This window comes from Microvirga vignae, from assembly GCF_001017175.1.
GTDB classification, from domain to species: Bacteria; Pseudomonadota; Alphaproteobacteria; order Rhizobiales; family Beijerinckiaceae; genus Microvirga; species Microvirga vignae.
On the sequence record NZ_LCYG01000051.1, the window covers coordinates 293 to 18920 of the forward strand.

Below are 18628 nucleotides of genomic sequence, written 5' to 3' on the forward strand. Positions count from 1 at the left end.
GCTGTTCTCGCTTGGCAGGGACGTATGACCGGCGCGAGTGAGGCCGAGCTGTGCCCACTCCCGCAGCGGCTTGCCCTGCCGCGGCCCTTCCAGGGTGCAGGAGACCGTTGTCGGAAGGTCCACCTCTATCCAGCCCCGCTCTGGCTTCCAGCCGTGCTCGCGCAGATAGTTCGCAATCGAGCCGAGGCTGTCCGGCACAGAGCCCCAGATGTCGCGCCGTCCGTCCCCATCCGCATCGACGGCATAGCGCAGGAACTTCGAGGGCAGCAGCTGCGGCTGTCCCATGGCTCCAGCCCAGGAAGAGAGCAAGGTCTCCTCCGGCCAGTGACCCTGCTCCAGGATCAGCAGCACCGCCAGGAGCTCCGGATAATAGAGGATGCGCCGCCGGCCCATGAAGGCCTGCGTGGCCAACACCCTCAAGGCGTGGTGCTTGGGCCTGACACGACCGAAATGCGACTCGCGGCCCCAGATCGCGACAAGGATCTCCCGCGGCACGCCATAGCGCTGCTCCAGCTCGTCGAGAACGGCGGCCCACTCGTCCAGAAGGATTCGACCGGCTGTCGAGAGCGAGGTGAGCTGCCCTTCCGAGAAGTAGCGACCGGGGCTCTGGAACTCGGCTTGCCGCTGATCATCCCGCGGGGGTTCTTGGCCGGGGGGCTGCAGTTCCGGAAGGCTCCAATCGAGCGTGAGGGTCATGAGGGCGCGGTCGAACGTCTCGCGGGAAATCCCCTGCTTTTTCGCATCAGGCCAGACGGTGTCCGCCAGCCAGCCGCGAAACTGATCCTCAACCAGCTGTCGCGTGTCTGATCTCTGCGCCTGCGCAGGCGAGTGCTCCGCCGCCACAAGAGCGCAGGAACCTACGGCAATCAGGACTGCAAACACGCGGCATACAGAACGGATGAGCATCATGAGCACCCTAGATCGGGGGAACCGTGACGGGAATACACCCGGTCAGGGCTCGGATGGTTTCAAGTCCTTTTATCCCTGAGAGGCATCTCCTGAGCTGATGGAGTTCCAGGCCTCGTCATGGCCTGCGGAAGAGAAGAGAGCCAATCGACAATCTTGCCCGGCTCAAGACCTCTCGGCTCAAGACCTCTCTTGGGGCGTGCACCCGCGAGCCGCTGCTCCTCAAACCTCTGCCGGCGCTCGGCCCATTCGTTCACCGCGTTGGAAACACGCCCGAAGTAAGCAGCCGGTGCCCCCGCCCCAGCAACGGCTTGTCCTGTCTCGCCACGACGACGGCCCATCCAGACTCCAAACACCCGCTGCTCGCTCCAGCCAATGAACCAGGCGTCGGCATTGCCGGTCGAGGTCCCGGTCTTCCCGTAAGCTTCCCACCGCTTCAACCGCGCCGCGCGTCCGGTCCCATTCTGAACCACCTCCCGCAGAACCGCGTGGGTCGGCTCGATGCATTTCTCGGGGATGACCCTCCTCCGCATGGGGGTGAGAAAGTCGGCTCGGACCTGGCCTCGACCATCGACTACGGCCAGCACGCCCGATGGGCGGACGCGGTAGCCGCCATTGGCCACCGCCGCATAGGCTGCTGTCATGGCCATGACATCGCTCGAGTAGGAGCCGAGGACGAAGCTCGCATCACTGGCGGGTCCAGGATCGATACCGATGCGCCGGCTGACCTCGGCGACGGTCTCAGTCCCGATCTCCTGCGCGAGCCGCACGGCAGCCGCATTGCGCGATGAGGCAATCGCCTCCTTCAAGGTCGTCTGACCGCGATAGCCCAACTCGCCATTCGCCGGCCAAGCCCCTCTGACCGGCTGGTCCATGACTCGGCTCTCCGGAGACTTGCCGGCCTCGCAGGCGGCAATCAGCAGCGGCAGCTTGGCTGTTGAGCCGGCCTGCACGCTGGCTTTGACGGCGTTGTTGAACTGCCGCTGAGACCAGTTCACGGAGCCCACCATCGCCTGCACGCGTCCATTCGGCGCCATCATCACTGCGCCAGCATCATACTCGGGTGGAACGGTTCGTTCCTTGACCATCCTGTTGAGATGTTGCTCCGCGAGATGCTGGATCCGCGGGTTCAAGGTGACAAAGAACCGGACCGTCTCTCCCGGCTGCACATACTTGTCCGCCCACGTCTCCACCACCCATTCGGTAAAGGCCTGCGGCTGAATCCTGAACTCCGGCAGCATGCCAGGGCGAGTTCCGGCCTTTTCGGCCTGACGGCGCTCGTTGTTGGTGATCCTGCCCTGCTCGGCCATCAGCTTAAGGACGAGAAGCGCCCGTTCATGCGCCCGCTCCCGCGTCTTTTCGCGGACCGGATTGAGCCGGGCAGGCGCTTTGACCATGCCGGCCAGCAGAGCGGCTTCATAAAGCGTCAGATCCTTCGGTTCTTTGCGAAAGTAGTGGCGGCTGGCCCGGTACAGCCCGACGATGTCGCGTCCACCAAACTCGATCTGGTTGAGGTAGGCGGCTAGAAGCTCCTCTTTGCCCACTGCTTCATCAAAGAGCCCGGCGTACCAGACCTCGGCTCCCTTGCGCTCAAGACGCGTAAGCACATCGCTCCCACGCAGATCGTGGAACACCAGGTTCTTGAGGAGCTGCATCGGGATCGTGCTGCCGCCTCGGGCCAGGCCGCCTTTGAGTACGGAGAGCAGCGAGACCACATCAACCCCGCCGTGGTCGAAGTAGCGCTTGTCCTCGACGGCCACGATAGCCTTTTTCATCACTTCGGGGATCTCTGACGGTGCGAGAACCACGGGGCAACGGCAGTAGGCATCCCATCCGGTCCTGGTGCGGGTGACCATCACCTGTGGGGATGAGACGAGAAGCCGGAGAGACCGAGGCTGGAGATCCCAGAAGTGCACCGAGTCTGCGGCTTGTGCGGTGGAGAGACTGGTGAGCAGAAGAGCAGTGGCGAAAGCCAGAGCGCGGGTCATTTGAGGCCCTATGACGCGCCGACCGATTCGGCGCCAAGGCCTTCAACAAACACGAAGACTGTGGCTGAAACCGGTATGATGTTACGGTCAAGCTACGACGGTGTCGAGAAGCCCGCCTGCTTGCACTGTTTCCTGGAGAAGCGCACAAGATCGCGGCTCATGGCGAGCCTTCGCCATGCTTGGGCAGCTCGGCCTCAGACCTAAGAGGCGTTGCACGATTGCACGACCACCGCGAAGGACAGTGCCCCTCCCCTTCACTGGGCAGGGTCTGAGAAGTCCAGAGCCAGATCCCAGCCGTCGCCTTGAGTTGATCCCTTGAGTTGATCCGCAGCCTTCCGAAGATCGGAGCGTCCTCGAAGCTCCTGTTCACCACCACCGGCAGCACGTCCTTCTCGGGCGTGTCGAAGGCAGTGGAGCGCCCCTCGGCTCTGGCCGGCCGGCACCTGAGCGGGGATGGCAGGCTTGCGCCGTGGCGGCTGCACGATCTGCGGCGGACGTTTGCCGCCGGCTGTGCCCGGTTGGGTGTGCCGCTGCACGTCGTGGAGACGAGCCTCAACCACACCTCGGGCACCTTCGGCGGCATTGTGGCCGTCTATCAGCGCCACGACTTCCTGGACGAGCGACGGCAGGCCCTGGAGACCCGGGGCCGTTTCGTGATTGGCCTCACCGGAAGCGGCAGCGGCCCTGCTCTCACAGAGTAGGGGCAAGCCACTCCTTGATCTTGCTGAACTTCAGATGGTCGGCCACCGATGTGGCAGCCTTGGCATTCTGTTGAACCGCGTCCAGCCTGGACCTCACCTCCGCCGGCGCAAGCACCTCAGCCTGCCGCCCAATGGCTAATGCGTCCTCCAGGATCTCGAGGCGATCCTGGAAGCTCATGCGATATCTCAGGTGCTGGGCGATATAGACCTCCCGCTCCCACTCCACCTTCGCCGTATCGGCGCAGGCCAAACGGGTGACGAACGGTAGAAGTTGCTGCCGCTCCTCATCACTGGCTTCATCGTTCAGGAGCATCGCCAAGCGGCAGATCGGGCGCGAGAAACACGCCGGCATGGTCTCGACGGCCCGGACCGGCTGATAGGGAAAGCCAGCCGCAACAATCGCCGCCTCGTTGATGCAGGTTCCGCCGTCCTTGCCGGGGAATGCGTGTGAGCCTCGCTTCAGCTTCCAATTCAGGATGTGATCGAAAGTGTCCATGGCAGCCATCCTTGTGGCATGCCCCCACCCAGCGATGGTGATCCTCTGACAGCTCACCTGTCAATCGCAACGGTATGCTATGCCGGAGTACCGAACGTGAATGATCGGTGGTGCGCCTGCTGATTCAGGTGCACCGACCCCCAGTGAGGTAGCCGCGCAACTTGGCATCGACCGCCCAAACCGAGCGCGGTGCCTCCCTTCTCGGTCGGCCGCCACGCGCGCGCTTGGAGGTCAGCTCATGATAGGCACCGTGAAGGAGTTCAATGGCCAGCGTTACGAATGTATCGCCCTCGAGCCGCACAGTCGGCGCGACACTGGAACGAGCGAGCTCGCCGTGTGGGAGTCCGGCTGTGCTCAGTGTGGCGAGCCATTCGTCTTCAAGGCATCGGCCTCGTCAGACAGGTTCATGCCAAGCCGGCGTTGCACGGTTCATAAGAGACCGGGCCAGCGAGTGACCAGTCGCGAACTCGCCGAGATGGAGCGCAAGGTCGAGGAACGGCGCAAGGCTGAAGAGGCTAGGCTTATCGAAGAGAGACGGCTTGAAGAGGAGCGGCAAGCTGTTCTGAGGCTAGCTCGGACCATGGAAAAGCGACGGCTCTGCGGTCCAGCATTTGAGAATTACAACGTTGCTCAAGTGCAATGGCATGAATGGAAGCGCACCTCTATCCAAGCATGGGAATTGTTCTTGGACGGTGATCTTGTCCGCAATGCTTGGCGTGGTATCGGGTACATTCAGGAGGTGGAGGGCAACAATCTGCGCGTTGTCTGGCGCGATGGCACAACGGTCCTTGGCCATTTCTCCGCGTTCGAGCGGCTCCTCCCTATTCCGGTTGGCTACTGGGTGATTGATGAAGAGCATGGCGAGGGCGAGGTCGCTGAACAAAACGGCTATGACCTGACCATTGAGTTCATCGATAGAGAGCGGCGGACGGTAAACAACTATCGGGCCGTTCCGCTCGGCGGCTATCTCCCTTTCCAAGAGGACGCCTGAGCCACGGTGCATTGGCCCTACAACACAACGGCTTGGCGCAATCTGCGACCGGCCAAGCTGCAGATGCGCTGTCCTCATGGGAGAGGGAGAGGGCAGGTCAAATCTCTAGGGCTTTTGCGCCCGCGACCGGCCAAGCACGCAGATTCTCTCAGCCACAAAATAAGGCAACGGGGGTAAAGCGTGAGCAGACCACGTAAGACAACAGCCGAACTGGCACTCAAGGGCGCGTTCCAGCGCAATCCGTCACGGCTGAAGGAGCGTGAAGGTAAGCCAGTCGTGACGGGGCACTCGGGCTTCCACCCGCAACTCTATCGGATGGAGCCAAGACCGTCTGGCTGGAGATGGCGGCTCATGGCACCTGGCTCACGAGCGCCGATGCTCTGCTGGTGGAGATTGCGGCCAACCTGATGGCGGAGTTCCGCTCGGATGCCGCCAACACGCGCCGTGTGGCCGTCCTCGTCACCGTGCCGAACAAACTCGGGTTTGGCCTGGCCGAGCGGTCGAAGATCCGGGCACCGCAGGCCAAGGAGCCGGAGCCTAATCCCTTTGCGGCGTTCTTCTGAACGTTCAGGCGGGCTGCGTGAGCGTCTCAGGCAGCCTGCAGGCTCTGGACCGCTCCTGTCACCGCAAGCTCAAGCCCTCTGCCCCACCCGGTCGGGTCCCTCTCCAGGGCGCGTCTCAGCGGAGGTGCGCGGCCCTGCCCTGAATACAATCAACCGAAATCAAGCGCCGCTAGGTCGCTAAACGTATTGGCGCGGGTGCCTTTCCTCGCGCCATTGGCCGGGCTGACTGCGGGTGCACCGACGGCCCCACACCACTCCATCGGAAAAAGGCACAGGTTGCCGCGTTCCTGCCTCGTCCCAGTTGGTTGAATGGCCCTGAAAGTGCTTAGACTTGCGGTGTTCTTTCTGTGCTTCATCGCTACCCCGCCGCTTGCCACGGCCAACCAGCGCGTCGGATACATGGACGGAGAGGCGTCCTTCAGGAGTAAGGGTCGGATGCGCGCCAAGCACCTCCTCTATATCGCTCCCGCCGTCATTATTGGCCATGCGGCCGCCCAAGAGGCCATCCCGGCTGACGTGCGCGCGTTCGCCGAGCGCCGCCTCGAGTGCAATCACTGGGCAGGCGAGGAACCATATGACGCCGAGCGAGCGGGCCAAATCACTGGCGCGATGGAGCGCCTCCAATGTGAACGGCTCAAGGTCGATGAGATGCAGCTTCGTCGTCATTACGCGGGCTCTACTGCCATTCTCGGCGTGTTGGATGACGTGAGGCGTCAGACCGGTGCTGACGAGTAATAACCAGGGCACGTTTCTGCCATCAATTGCGTTTGTAAGGCGGGGCTGTCCACGGATGTAATGGCAGCCCCGCTTTCTTCTTGCTTCCAAGCTCCAGCCATCTTGTAATCCATCTGACATTCGGAGAGGGACGATGGACCGCATTAAGTTTTCAGCTGCAGTGACGCTAATTGCTCTGAGTTTTGCGCGCCCTGCTCTTGCTGACGATACAGCAGATGCCCTCACTGTCTTCAAAGAGTACGTGGCCCGCTCGGATCGCTTCGACGTGGCGATTGCTGACTTGTATGCGGATGACGCGGTCATTAAGGCAAAGCGCCTTGGGCCCGACGGGCGAATGCAGACCTTCACGTTCACAGGCAGGCAATGGAAAGCCTTGATCCCCCAAGCAATCCCGCTGGCGCAGCAGCTTGACGAGCGGAACAACTTCCAGGATGTGTCGGTCAAGCCCAGCGATACCGGCATCATGATAACCGCCCGTCGCTATTCCCGCATAGAGGACTCTACGACCCCGTGGGCGATCCTTGTCACCAAACAGCAGACAGGCGACTGGAAGATCAGTGCCGAGATTATTGAAAGCCGACCCTAGTTGGGCAGGCTGAGCGCCTTGGCTTGTTCATGCTTTCTCCTGCTCTCACAAACCACCTGCCACTATGGGAGCCGCACGAAGTATAGCAAAGAATCCGCGGACTCATCGAGGCATCCCTTGGAACCGGATTTACTGTATAATCGCGACCGCATTCCATAAAGGCAATTGCGCATAATCCGCCTTCAGGTAGCCCCGGCGGCCAACTTACAACCGTGCTGTATTGTCAACCTCGTGCCTCAAGAAATCGAAGAGGGCTTGAGGCATGCCTTTCATCTCTGAGCGCGGTGGCTCGTCTGCACGGAGCTTGAGGTAAAGTTCGATGGCAGCAACGAGACTTGCCTTCACTGATCCGAAATCATGGCGTGCGACCGTAGCAGCCAGTTGCCCGGTTTCATCAAGCCTATACGCCTCAACTCGTCTCACACCACGCTGCGGGCGCCCCGCACGGCGGTGGAGCATAGGCCCCAGAACCTGATCACGGAAGAAAGCGAGCATGCTGATGGCCTCGAAGAGCTCTCCTCGCAGGGCTCTGGCTGCTCCGTAGTGGAGCCAGATCCATGCCCGGGCCTCAAACCAATCCGGATCCAGGTTCGGCCAGGAAATTTCCGCCCGGTCCAATCTTGCCTCGACGGCCACTTTGTCCCGTGACCAGAGAACGATCGGACGCTCGACGAGCCGATCCAGGTCCGACATCGTGACGAACTTCAAGTCGATATGGAGAAGCTCAGGCCCATAGAGGCAGATCAGGAGGCGGGGCTCGCCAACGTGCTCCCCCGTGAATGCACTCAGCAACGGTCCGAGGCGGCGCGCCATTTCCATTCTGGAAGCCAGCACCTCGGTGTAGGAGTCCTCCTCGACGACGACAACGAGGTCGAGATCAGAGAGCTCATCCATGCCACCATGGATCATGGAGCCGCCGGCAAGCAAAGTATGGATGCGAAGGTCAGTTGAGAGGATGCCGCGGGCTTTATCGAGGAAGGCGGCATGATAGGGGGGAAGTGTGCTCGTCATGTATTCCTCCAAGCCAGCACCTCAGGATACGCGAAAAGATATGAGTTCCATAAAAGGGGTTATCCGAATTGTTGGTTCGAGTGAGGAAGTTGCATATGGCTGAAACGGCAGCAAACAAGGCTATGCTACCCGAGGCAGCGGCGGCCAACTCACCAAAGATGTGTGCCAGGATGTTCTCGGGGATCTGGTCGTTAAAGGCATGGTGAACATGGTGCAGGGAGGCAACGGCAACGCCAAGCAGCCGTCCAGTGTGGGCGCTATATGCATTGTCACAGCATTGTGCCGATGAACATTTCTACGTCATGGCGGGCCACTTACCGGAGTTTCCGCGAATTGGCGATAGTACCGGGTTCGCTGTCCCTTCGGGCCATCAACCACAGTTTCCTAGTCTCGGCATAGCCGAGCGCTCAATTAACGTTATTTTTCCTATCGGAAGGTCATACCTCTGTTCTCGGTAGCAAACAGCAAGACTTTGAATAGGTGCCATCTTTGCCTCACTCTCACACAACTTACAAAATCGTCGGCATCAATCGCAAAATCGTTGGCCGCAAAAGTGTTTGGCTGATTTTTCGCGACGATGAGTTTGTTGGAGCCTTCCCGGCCCGGTCCTTAGCCGAGATTCTGGTGTGGGAGATGGTTGAGGCGAGCTGCGCTGAGCAAAGGGCTTCTCAAGTTCTGATTGAAGATGAGGTTGTGTGCGAGAAACTCCTGTGCCGCTGCTTTAAGGGCGCGTCTCCCGGAACACACCTGTCTTAGTCAAAGATCCCGATGCGCTCGCTGCAGCTTTCCATAACGGTGTTCCGCAAGAATAGTCTTTAGCTCCAAGAGCGTTGCTGTTTCCGTATCAGGGTGAAAAAAGGCGTGTGAGGATCCGTTGACACTCCCCGGTGCCGGGTATGCCGGGGTGGCTGGAGTTGGAATATAGTCGACATCACCTCTCGTCCGACGGAAAATGAAAGCTCCTGGGATGGCTAGAGCTGAGCTGAGCCGATGCTCGACCCTTTAGGGCGCGACCTATCATCGAAAGAGCCCCTTCCTTCCGGGGGTGTGGCGAGTCCAGTCTCTCGGCTCGAAGCCACAACCCAGATCCTTGCGGCCATTGCTCTGCTCGGCGCCCTTGAGATTGGCCTGCTCGCCTCGCTGCTGGCTGGGCTGCTGGTCTACGAGCTTGTCCATGTACTGGCCCCGAGGTCAAGCATCCGCGTGCCCCACCGCACCGGCAAGATCATTGTCGTGTCGCTTCTTGCGACCGTCATCGTGGTGGTGATCGGGGCCGGGATCCTCGGGTTGATGTCCCTCTTGTCCGGCGGGCCCGACAGCCTTGCCATTCTGCTCCGGCGCATGGCCGAGGTGATCGAGAGCGCGCGGCCTCACCTTCCTGCGTGGGCCAGCAGCTATATCCCAGCCGATCCGGAGGAGCTGAAGGCGGCAGCTTCTGCGTGGCTGCGCGAGAATGCGAGTCAGCTGCGGCTGGTGGGCGAGGACGTATGGCGCACCGTGGTGCATCTTGTCGTTGGCCTCGTCATCGGGGCCCTGATCGCCATCAGCCATGAGGCCGGTGATGCCGAGAGTGGTCCTTTGGCACAGGCGCTGCGGAAGCGAGCCCTCCTGCTCGGTGCTGCGTTTCGCAGCGTGGTTTTTGCTCAGGTGAGGATCTCTGCGCTGAACACGGTCCTGACCGGTGTGTATCTGCTAGGTGTAGTGCCGTTGACGGGTGCCCAGCTTCCCCTGATGAAGACGATGATCGCCGTGACCTTCATAGCCGGGCTGTTGCCGGTGATCGGCAACCTAATTTCCAACACCGTGATCGTTGTCGTGAGCCTGAGCGTATCCCCCGTCTTGGCTGCCAGCTCGCTGCTGTTCCTCGTTGTCATTCACAAGCTGGAGTATTTTGTGAATGCCCGCGTGATGGGTGGCCAGATCCACGCCCGCGCGTGGGAGCTGTTGGTGGCCATGTTGGTCATGGAAGCCATCTTCGGGATCTCTGGCCTTGTTGCGGCTCCGATCTACTATGCCTACCTGAAGAACGAACTCGCAGCCCGCAATCTCATCTGACGGCACCGCGAGAGCCGGTCCGATGTAGACCATAGCCTTGGCCCTTTGAAGCCTCGCTTCGAAGCATGCTCATTCCCACGTGGAACGGATCAACTGAACGTCCACTTTGCGCGCGAACGCGGAACCTCGGGTAAGGTTCGCCCCCTGCCAGAAGCTGTCGTTCTCTCGTTACCGGCTATTTTGGCTACCGCACCGCGAACGTCGACCGCATCCTTTGCATTATCGACCGCTGGCTAAAGATAGCCCTTGAATTTCCTCCATCGCTGGCTTGGCTATCACTCTGGGCCCGTTAGTTTGCGGAGCGAAGACTGCTCCGTGAAGAAGCATGACTGAAAGGTGACGGAACCTTCCGGCTGCGATACGCCAAGACAGGAACTTCACACCTGAGCCTGAGGAATCGCTTTGGATTGGGACAAGATCAGACTCTTCTATGAGGTTGCGGAGGCGGGAAACTTCACCCGAGCCGGCGAGAAGCTCGGGGTGAACCAGTCCTCAGTCAGCCGCCAGATCAGTGCCCTTGAGCAGGAGTTGAAAGTTCCTCTGTTTCATCGCCATGCCCGCGGGCTGATCCTGACGGAGCACGGAGACGTGCTCTTCAAGGCGGCTCAAGAGATGCGCCTGCGTCTGGAGATGACACGCCAGCGCCTGACTGAGACCAGTGAGCGCCCGGCAGGAGCTCTCAAAGTCACAGCCACCGTCGGCATTGGCGGCATTTGGCTCGCCCAACGCATCAAGGAATTCCTAGACCTCTACCCTGAAGTGACGATTGAGCTGATCCTGACGAATAGCGAGTTGGATCTCGCCATGCGAGAGGCGGATCTCGCCATCCGGCTACGCCGTCCCACACAACCTGATCTGATTCAACGGCGCCTGTTTACGATCCAGTATCATGCCTATGCCGCCGTCACCTATCTGGAGCGCTTTGGCGAGCCCGTGAGCGTGGAGGATCTCGATCATCACCGCATCCTTAGCTTAGGCGGGGGCCAACCGGAGTTCATTCTTGATCTGCATCGACTAACAATCCTGGGACGCAATCCAAAGGATCCGCGCACCAGCCACTTAACGGTCAATGACAGTCTGGCCCTGCGGCGTGCCATTGAGAGTGGCGCCGGAATCGGCATGGCTCCAGACTACGCCATGAACAGTAATCCCGAGGTCACCCAGGTCCTCCGTGATGTCGAGATGCCGTCACTTGAGGCTTATCTGGTATATCCGGATGAGATGCGCTCTGTCGCACGCCTTCAGGCATTCCGCGACTTCCTTGTCACAAAGGCACAGCGGTGGGCCTATTGATCCGTGGCTTACTTCCACCGAGCAACAGTGTTCTCTTCCCGTGCTGCGCGACAACCGGATCCGCATTGTGGAGCATCAAGGACCGATTAGGATCACACCAAGGAATTCCCTTCCCGTCAGGAAGGTCCGATGTTCCTGTCTCAGGCAGACATTCGGTTTTCTTCCGAGATGTGCCATTAGGAGACATTCCTCCTCGGCTCTGATGTGCTTGCGCCAACTTGAGCGAATAAGCTATTTGCTCCAGACCCCTACGCGAGCCGAGCGCGCTCGGTCCGCCGCAAGCGTAAGTCCCGGGGGTGCATCCGGCGCAGCCCGCCCGCCACCGTTGAACAACACGACCAAGGACAGGTCCATCCTGTCGACTTGGCATCGGTAAACATCTGTTGGACCCGCAGGCTCACAATCCACTTCGCGGCCATCCAGATATTTGGTCAATTCATTGGCACTGCCTGCATCACCATCCGCCTGAACTCCGAACAGGTGAATGGTGCGGCCCTGCAGTGAAAGTGTTGCTGCATCAACAACGTTCGGAACGCCACGAAGTCTATACGTGTTTGCCTGAACAGCCGCCGCCCTAACCGGTAATGATCCCAGTGAACTGGCTCCATGAGACGGTGCAAGGCTTGCCATGCCTATCGGCTCACCGCTCTTGCTGCTCTGAGATTGTTCCGCCTTCTGATGCACGGCAGACGCGGCCCGGTTCCTTTGTCGTTCTCGCCCAAGCTGCTCTTTCAACTCCTGTAGTTCTCTGCGGCTGTCTGCGGCAAGGACCGCATCCTGCCCCCGCAGTTGCTGAAGGGCGTGACGTTCCTCCGCCATGACGGCAAGATCACGCCTAACAGCGTCTGCCCGCTCGCGCTCCTTTTCAAAGGACGCCTTGAGCTCTGCCCATTGTTGAGCGTTTACTGCTGCAGAAGCGGCCTCTTGCGCCCGCAATGCTTGAAGCGCATGCAGCTCCTCCGTAACGGTCGCAAGGTCACGGGAAAGTGCATCCGCCCGTTGCTGTTCCCGGTCTCTTGCAGCTTTCAATTCTGCAAGCTCATCAGATGTTGGCACTACGTGAGTCGCGCCGGAACTATCTGGTGACGGTGCCACGTGCTGCCCTGCGGCAGCCGGAAGCGCGGTGGACTGATTGTCGTCTCGGAGGCCAAGTGTTTGTAGCTCGGCTAACAAGCTTGGCGTTCTAAGCTGGTCTTGGAGGAGTATGGCAAAGGTAGCAACGTTTATTGCCTTACTGAGATGGCTTTCAGCTTCTTCTATTTTGCCGTCCCGAAGGAGGTGCTCGAGATCCTTTGCGAATTGCCGCCGCTCCGGTGAGTTAACAAGCAAGTGCAGGACATTAGGGGCATTGCCAACACCGCTAGTCTCTGTCCGACTTACCGGCTTGGAGTCCCGTTCTGTTGTCCGAAGATCTTGGATGTTAGAACGACTGCGCAGTCCAAGATTGCTCTCCCCTGTCAGTGTTTGGTTCTCGGCCATCACAGGGCCACTCAGCAGCGATCCTGTCAGAACTGCTGCAAGGGTCTTTGCGAAATTGCCACGAGCATCCCGGAGCGCTCGGCTGAATGGCACGATATGCAGTCTCGCGGAACGACTTGTGAGTTCTGCAAAGTTTCGTTCGCACATGTCGGACCTCCATCAGGAGCGCTCCTGTCAGCTCGTAAGCTAGGGCGAGCACTTGGGGTGCTGTTGGATAGGCATCACACAATCTCTTCGACTGGCCACAGCAGTGCTCGTTCTCACACTGCTTACAACGCAAAGGCCACAATCATTCTCGCAAGGCGCTTTAGCAATAAGCCATTTATGAGCAAACAACTTAATCGTATCTTAGCTGCCTTCGTCGTCAATATAGCCACTTTTGGCAGGATCCTTGCAAGAATATCGCCTTAATACCAGGTCTATATTCGTTTTAGTTGCGGCTGAAGCTGAACTGATTATTATTGCAGACACGAAAACCTTCTCGCAAACTTCTGTGCCGACTCCCGATCACGGACGGTTTTTCCTGCTCAGCACACGACTGGTTTCGAAGATAATCACCGGCCGCTCTCCTGCGAAGCTCACAACCAATTCATGCGTCCCAACCCCGCGCGAGCGTTGGTCCAGCTTGGAGTTGACAGCCTCAAAGTCAAAAGCTGAACGCACAGTGCATGTGTTCGTGCCAGGACTGCATCGCACGTTCAGCGTGTCAGGGCGATAGCGATAGTCTCGGTCAGGCCACCGTTGAGCGAAGCGGCGCTTCTCGGCAAGTAGTTCTCCAAAGCTCATCCTCTTTCCGTGGAAGAGTACTCTCGAGCCGTAGAACTCTGGCGTCGTTTGGAGAGCCTGACGGTTTGAGGCGGACCAGAGATTAAGGTAATTGAGTGCCAAACTCTGCGCGGCTTGCTCCTGAGAGCCTGACCGACCTCTGACGAGGCTCGGCCGAGTTGCCATGTCAGAAGTGCTCGTTGGCGCGCCTGCGGGTTCCGAGGCAGATTGGGCATTTTGCTGTCGAGGAACAGCCTGAAATGGACCGGATTGCCCCTGCTGCCCCGAATGCTCGGAAGAGAACCTCTCTGTTGGGGCCTTGGATTTCGGATGAACAGCACTGAGAGAAGATCTTGGCCCCGTCTCTGATGCGGGAGCCGTAATTGCCGGCGCCGATGAGGTCCTTGCTTGGGAGGGAGCCTCAACTGAAGAGCTTGGCTCAGCCGGCTGGGTTGTAAGCGCAGACAGATCGGCTGGCGGGTCAACCCAAGCTCCCCTTGTCTGCCCGAGGGCTGCAGAGCTTAGGAACACCGCAGGAACGACAGTAGCTTTCCAGGCTTGCTTCCATATAGCTCGCATGACGCTCTCCATAGGTCCAGCGTGACTGATAAGCCTAACTGAAGACAACCTGCGCCAAGATCATTCCAGCACAGAAAACCAAGATCATTCCAGCACAGAAAAACAGTCAAACGCGCAATTCGGGCGAAAGAAGGCTCGCCTGCGATGACTTAAGCTGCCTCGTTCCTGCAGCCCAAAATTGACGGCTTGATGCGCTGTACGGTCACACACCGCCATCTCGCCGATGTCCGCACCGGGTCAGGCAGTGAAATTCGCCGACCTTGAGGAACGTCCGGTTGCGCGAGGATTGCTGCCCCTGGGCGCAGGTCGCAGGAGTGCCATTAGCAGCCCTTCGCATTGAGGACCTATGGCACGGACAACCTCATGGGAATGTGCGCCCCTCATGGCCCGAACCATGGGTCGTCCTGTCAGGCTTCAACGCGCAGGTCCTTGCCGGTTCCAGGAGCGTCAGCCTGAAGCCCCTCGGCCAGTGCGATGCTGAGCAGGAAACGCCACTTTCGCCCTGCCTGCGGCCAGATCGGGGTTCCGTTGATGGCAAAGCCTTCCACCATCCACTGCTGCCGCCTCGTCTCGGCGTGGCAGCAACCGCTCCCTCTTTGGCCGTTTTTGTCTCTGGATTTCAATTTCAGCCAAACCAGATCAGAGGCTTAATAGGGCTGATCATTTGAGCCAATCAGCTGCCCGGCCACCTTGATGGAGAGCCACATGACGACATCCGCTTCTATTGCTGGTGAACTGCCGCGCCCCGGTGCCAGGCAATCAATCAGCCAGTTACCCGTCAACCTGTTTGCTTCGGTAATGGGACTGGCCGGCCTCAGCCTCGCTTGGCGAGAGGCCTATCGTGCGTTCGGCCTTGACCTCCGCCTGGGCGAAGCGGCGGGTTGGATCGCTGTTTCGGTCTTCGTCATCCTGGCCGTTGCCTATGCAGCCAAGTTCATCCGTCATCGGGCGGCGTTTCAGGCCGAGTACTCACACCCGGTGATGAGCAACTTCTTTGCCACGATAGCCATCGGCCTGCTGTTGCTGTCGGCGTTCTTGTCCCCTTACTCAACACACCTCGGCCAAGCGGTGTGGCTTGCGGGAACCCTGCTCACAGCGGCTCTCGCCTACGCGGTGGCGCAGCGCTTTCTGAGTGTGCAGCAGAACGCCGAGCACACGCTGCCGCCGTTGCTCATTCCAGGAGTTGCCACCCTCGACATCGCTGTCACAGGTGCGTCGATGCCGTTTGGCTGGGCCTATGAGGTCAACATGTTCGCGTTCGCCGTGGGCTCGGTGCTCGCGCTGGTTCTGGTTGTGCTGATCTTCGGGCGCCTGCGTCACCAGGAGCCTCTCCCCCTTGCCATGCGTCCCTCCCTCATGGTGCTCGTTGCTCCCTTCGCGGTTGGCTTTCTCGCTTACACGAACCTGACAGGGCGCTACGACATGATCGCCTCGATGCTGTTCTACTTCGGCCTGTTCATGTTCGTTGTCGTGTCGCCGAAAGTGTTCCGGCGTGACGTTCCCTTCGGGATCACTTGGTGGGCGATCAGCTTCCCGATGGCCGCTCTGTCGACCGCCGCCTTCAAGTATGCCGATCAGGTTGGGGGTACGGGGCTTCACACGCTCGCCTTTGTGATCTTTGCCATGTTGACCGTCGCGATCCTGATTCTGTTCCTCCGTACGCTCGTCATCCTCATTAACGGCACCCTGCTTCGGGTGTAGCCTGCTGCACGGAGGCGATTATGAGGCGTGTCGCAATTCTGGCTTTCCCCGGAGCACAACTCCTTGATGTTGTAGGTCCCACTGACGTGTTCGCAGAAGCGAACCGGCAGGCCAAAGAACTCCATTACCGCATTGAGGTGGTGAGTTCAGGGACGGGACCTCTTCAAGGCTCATCCGGCCTTCGAATCCTTCCCGACCGCTCGATTCACGACCCTGTTCTTCCCGTTGATACGCTGCTGATTGCAGGGGATCCCACAATTCATAAGCGCCCGGTCGAAGAAGAGGTTCAGGCCTGGGTCAAGGCAACCGCCGCGCTCTCGCGCCGCTTCGGATCCGTGTGCTCCGGAGCTTTCGTGCTGGCCGAGGCAGGTCTCCTTAAGGGGAGGAGTGCCACAACCCATTGGTCACAGGCGGGGACTTTTGCGCGGCGCTATCCCGACGTTTTGCTCGACGCGAACCGCATCTTCACCGCAGATGGTCCGGTCTGGACCTCGGCGGGTGTCACTGCCGGCATTGATCTGGCTCTGGCTCTTGTCGAGGAGGATCTTGGCCGTGAGGTGGCGATGGCTGTCGCACGGGAGTTAGTGGTATTTCTGAAGCGCCCTGGCGGGCAGGCACAATTCAGCGCCCATCTTGCCGCACAGGAGGCCAGCCGGACCCCGGTCCAGGCGGCGCAGGCGTATATCCTGGACAATCTTGCTGCGGATCTGTCAGTGCCCACCCTTGCGAAGCGGGTCGGCATGAGCGAACGCCACTTTGCACGGGTCTTCCGACAGGATGCCGGTGTCACCCCCGCCGAGTTTGTCGAGACCGCTCGGCTCGATGCAGCCCGGCGGCTGGTGGAGGATCCGTCAATGCCGTTGCAGCGGATCGCGACCCGCACCGGCTTCGGGGACATGGTCACCATGCGCCGGGCCTTCATGCGCCAACTCCACGTCTCACCACTTGCCTATCGCAATTCCTTTGCTGGAACAGGGGCACATGCAATGGAATCCACACACGCGAAGCTATGACATTCCGCGCGATCGAATGTTCAAGCGTGCCTATCCATTCGCTCAACCCGCCGCCAAATAGGGCAATACGTGATGATCCTGCGTGGAACGTGAGGAGAGATTCACAATGAGGCCGACCAATGTCGGCGATCATCCGGAGAAGAAGCGCTTTGAACTCGCAGTCGAGGACATATACGCTATGGCATATTAGCAGTTGTGACGCGGTCTGGAAGACGCGGGATTACCTCTCTGAACCTCAGCGTAAGATCTTCTCCAGGTCGCTTCGGCAGATCGCGAAGGTCCGGATCGGGTCAAAGGCGGCCTTTGAGCGTGGCCGTGTAAAGGTCCGCTCACCGTGCGAATACGGACGTTCGTCTTAATTCCGGAAAGTGCCAGTTCCTGACGTTCCCCTCTGATCATTTCCTGCGCGGCTGCTGCTCCGGATTAACGGGGCGCTTACTCCCCTGCCCGATAGTGTCAATCTACGTGCAGAAATCCGGATAAGCACGGGACTCAGCAGTGCCCTTTCCAAAGCTCATGCTTCCTTTATGCCACCTCGATGAGAGCCTGACCGTTGCGCGCCACCACGCGTCCGCCCTTGATGACAATTCGGCGTGGTGCACGGTTTACGACCGCTTCCGCGAGGGTCTCGCCATCGAGCAGGACAAGGTCTGCCTTGCAGCCGGGGGCAAGGCCGTAATCCTCCAGACCCATTAGCCGCGCGCCCCCCATAGTGCACGTGTCGAGGGCAAGAGCCACCTCGTCGTCCCGCCGGAAATTGTTGCGCAGGCCCACCAGCACTGCGCGCTCCAGCATATCCGCATTGCCATAAGGCCCCCAGGTATCGCGCACCCCGTCGGAACCCGCTGCGACTACGACACCTGCCTCCACGAGTCGTTTCACGGGCGGGACCGGCCGCGAGGCCGGGGCTGTGGTGAGGATATGGACCCTCGCCTCGGCAAGGGAGTCGATGAGGCTCGCGACATAGTCCTGATCAGCCATGCCGAGGCAGAAGGCGTGGCTGATAGTGACCTTTCCCTGCATGCTGAGAGCCCGCGTGCGCTCGATGATCAGCTCCATGGAGAAAGCGCCCAGCTCCGCCGGCTCGTGGAGGTGAATGTCCACCGGCACGCCGAAACGCTCCGCAAGGCGGAAGATCACGTCGAGGTGCCCCTTGGGGTCGCGGTCGATGGCGGAGGGATCGAGCCCGCCGACCACGTGAGCGCCGAGCCTGAGCGCTTCCTCCATGAGTTCCACAGTGCCGGGCCGGATCAGCATGCCGCTCTGCGGAAAGGCCACGATCTCGATATCCACGATGTCGCGGTAGGTCTCACTCGTGCGCAGAACTCCCTCGATTCCAGACAGGCCGATCTCGGTGTCCACGTCTACGTGCGATCGGATCGCCGTGGAACCATGAGAAACCGATAAGATCGCCTGACGGGCGGACTGACGGGCAGGATCGATCCCGAGGCGCTTCTTTTCGGCGCGCTCGTTCTCGATCTTGTCGATGAGCCGCGGGCCCACCTCGTTCCGATACCAGCCCATGCCGAGCAGGGTCTTGTCGAGATGGGTATGGGCCTCGACGAGGCCGGGAATGAGGATCGCATCGCCACCATCGATGACCTCGACCCCGGGCGACGCAACCTCTCCGCAGGCGGCGATGCGCCCGCCGCGCACGGTTAGGCTCGTGGCCGCTTCGCCCATGGGCCGAACCCGGGTGATGTACAGATCGCCGGTCATGCCGCTTATCCTCACCTGCTCCACCAAGGCCCTGCGTTCACTCTCTG

The 18628-nt window shown here is 60.0% G+C and carries 16 protein-coding genes; 9 read left to right on the forward strand and 7 right to left on the reverse strand.

What is annotated here, in order from left to right:
- Together AA309_RS18790 and AA309_RS18795 are read right to left on the reverse strand one after the other, a co-directional pair.
- Nucleotides 1-909, reverse strand: a 909-nt coding sequence (locus AA309_RS18790) for a lytic murein transglycosylase (RefSeq protein WP_150117646.1), incomplete at its 3' end; no start/stop codon positions are given.
- 59 nt (nt 910-968) lie between these two features.
- Nucleotides 969-2894 carry a transglycosylase domain-containing protein gene (locus AA309_RS18795; protein ID WP_052954834.1) on the reverse strand — a complete coding sequence of 642 codons (1926 nt, stop codon included), beginning with the start codon at nt 2892-2894 and terminating at the stop codon, nt 969-971.
- 320 nt (nt 2895-3214) lie between these two features.
- On the opposite strand from AA309_RS18795, the gene AA309_RS18800 reads away from it, so the two are divergent.
- The gene (locus AA309_RS18800; protein WP_047190554.1) at nt 3215-3595 is read left to right on the forward strand and encodes a site-specific integrase; all 381 of its coding nucleotides are present in this window, start codon (nt 3215-3217) and stop codon (nt 3593-3595) included.
- Here AA309_RS18800 and AA309_RS18805 read toward each other — a convergent pair.
- Nucleotides 3585-4091 carry a hypothetical protein gene (locus AA309_RS18805; protein ID WP_150117641.1) on the reverse strand — a complete coding sequence of 169 codons (507 nt, stop codon included), beginning with the start codon at nt 4089-4091 and terminating at the stop codon, nt 3585-3587. The two genes, AA309_RS18800 and AA309_RS18805, sit on opposite strands and share 11 nt — an antisense overlap.
- Before the next feature lie 475 nt (nt 4092-4566).
- Between AA309_RS18805 and AA309_RS18810 the strand changes: the two genes are divergently transcribed.
- From AA309_RS18810 to AA309_RS18825, 4 genes are all read left to right on the forward strand, one after another.
- Complete coding sequence (locus AA309_RS18810; protein ID WP_150117642.1) at nt 4567-5082, forward strand: hypothetical protein; 516 nt, start codon at nt 4567-4569, stop codon at nt 5080-5082.
- 341 nt (nt 5083-5423) lie between these two features.
- Nucleotides 5424-5645 (forward strand): hypothetical protein, encoded by a 222-nt coding sequence (locus tag AA309_RS18815; protein WP_047190557.1) that lies wholly within the window; start codon nt 5424-5426, stop codon nt 5643-5645.
- A 309-nt stretch (nt 5646-5954) separates the two neighbouring features.
- Nucleotides 5955-6380: a hypothetical protein gene (locus AA309_RS18820; protein WP_052954835.1), complete on the forward strand. Its 426-nt coding sequence runs from the start codon at nt 5955-5957 to the stop codon at nt 6378-6380.
- 133 nt (nt 6381-6513) lie between these two features.
- Nucleotides 6514-6966, forward strand: a complete 453-nt coding sequence (locus tag AA309_RS18825; protein ID WP_047190558.1) for a hypothetical protein — start codon at nt 6514-6516, stop codon at nt 6964-6966.
- A 204-nt stretch (nt 6967-7170) separates the two neighbouring features.
- Here AA309_RS18825 and AA309_RS18830 read toward each other — a convergent pair whose 3' ends face one another.
- On the reverse strand, nt 7171-7977 hold the full coding sequence (locus AA309_RS18830; RefSeq protein WP_047190559.1) for a nucleotidyltransferase family protein: 807 nt from the start codon (nt 7975-7977) through the stop codon (nt 7171-7173).
- Nucleotides 7978-9024: 1047 nt separating this feature from the next.
- Here AA309_RS18830 and AA309_RS18835 point away from each other — a divergent pair.
- Both AA309_RS18835 and AA309_RS18840 read left to right on the forward strand, forming a co-directional pair.
- Nucleotides 9025-10032 carry an AI-2E family transporter gene (locus tag AA309_RS18835; protein ID WP_047190560.1) on the forward strand — a complete coding sequence of 336 codons (1008 nt, stop codon included), beginning with the start codon at nt 9025-9027 and terminating at the stop codon, nt 10030-10032.
- Between the two features lie 402 nt (nt 10033-10434).
- Nucleotides 10435-11325 carry a LysR family transcriptional regulator gene (locus AA309_RS18840; RefSeq protein WP_047190561.1) on the forward strand — a complete coding sequence of 297 codons (891 nt, stop codon included), beginning with the start codon at nt 10435-10437 and terminating at the stop codon, nt 11323-11325.
- 231 nt (nt 11326-11556) lie between these two features.
- Here the strand turns inward: AA309_RS18840 and AA309_RS18845 are convergent, their stop codons facing one another.
- Nucleotides 11557-12951 (reverse strand): thermonuclease family protein, encoded by a 1395-nt coding sequence (locus tag AA309_RS18845; RefSeq protein ID WP_047190562.1) that lies wholly within the window; start codon nt 12949-12951, stop codon nt 11557-11559.
- A 1604-nt stretch (nt 12952-14555) separates the two neighbouring features.
- Nucleotides 14556-14699, reverse strand: coding sequence for a hypothetical protein (locus AA309_RS35315; protein ID WP_160310496.1), 144 nt, complete (start codon nt 14697-14699; stop codon nt 14556-14558).
- A gap of 154 nt (nt 14700-14853) precedes the next feature.
- On the opposite strand from AA309_RS35315, the gene AA309_RS18850 reads away from it, so the two are divergent.
- The gene (locus AA309_RS18850) at nt 14854-15849 is read left to right on the forward strand and encodes an SLAC1 anion channel family protein (RefSeq protein WP_047190563.1); all 996 of its coding nucleotides are present in this window, start codon (nt 14854-14856) and stop codon (nt 15847-15849) included.
- 20 nt (nt 15850-15869) lie between these two features.
- Entirely contained in the window at nt 15870-16862 is a 993-nt protein-coding gene (locus AA309_RS18855) for a GlxA family transcriptional regulator (RefSeq protein WP_047190564.1), read from the forward strand.
- A gap of 525 nt (nt 16863-17387) precedes the next feature.
- Here AA309_RS18855 and AA309_RS18860 read toward each other — a convergent pair.
- On the reverse strand, nt 17388-18581 hold the full coding sequence (locus tag AA309_RS18860) for an amidohydrolase family protein (protein WP_047190565.1): 1194 nt from the start codon (nt 18579-18581) through the stop codon (nt 17388-17390).
- Nucleotides 18582-18628 lie beyond the last annotated feature (47 nt).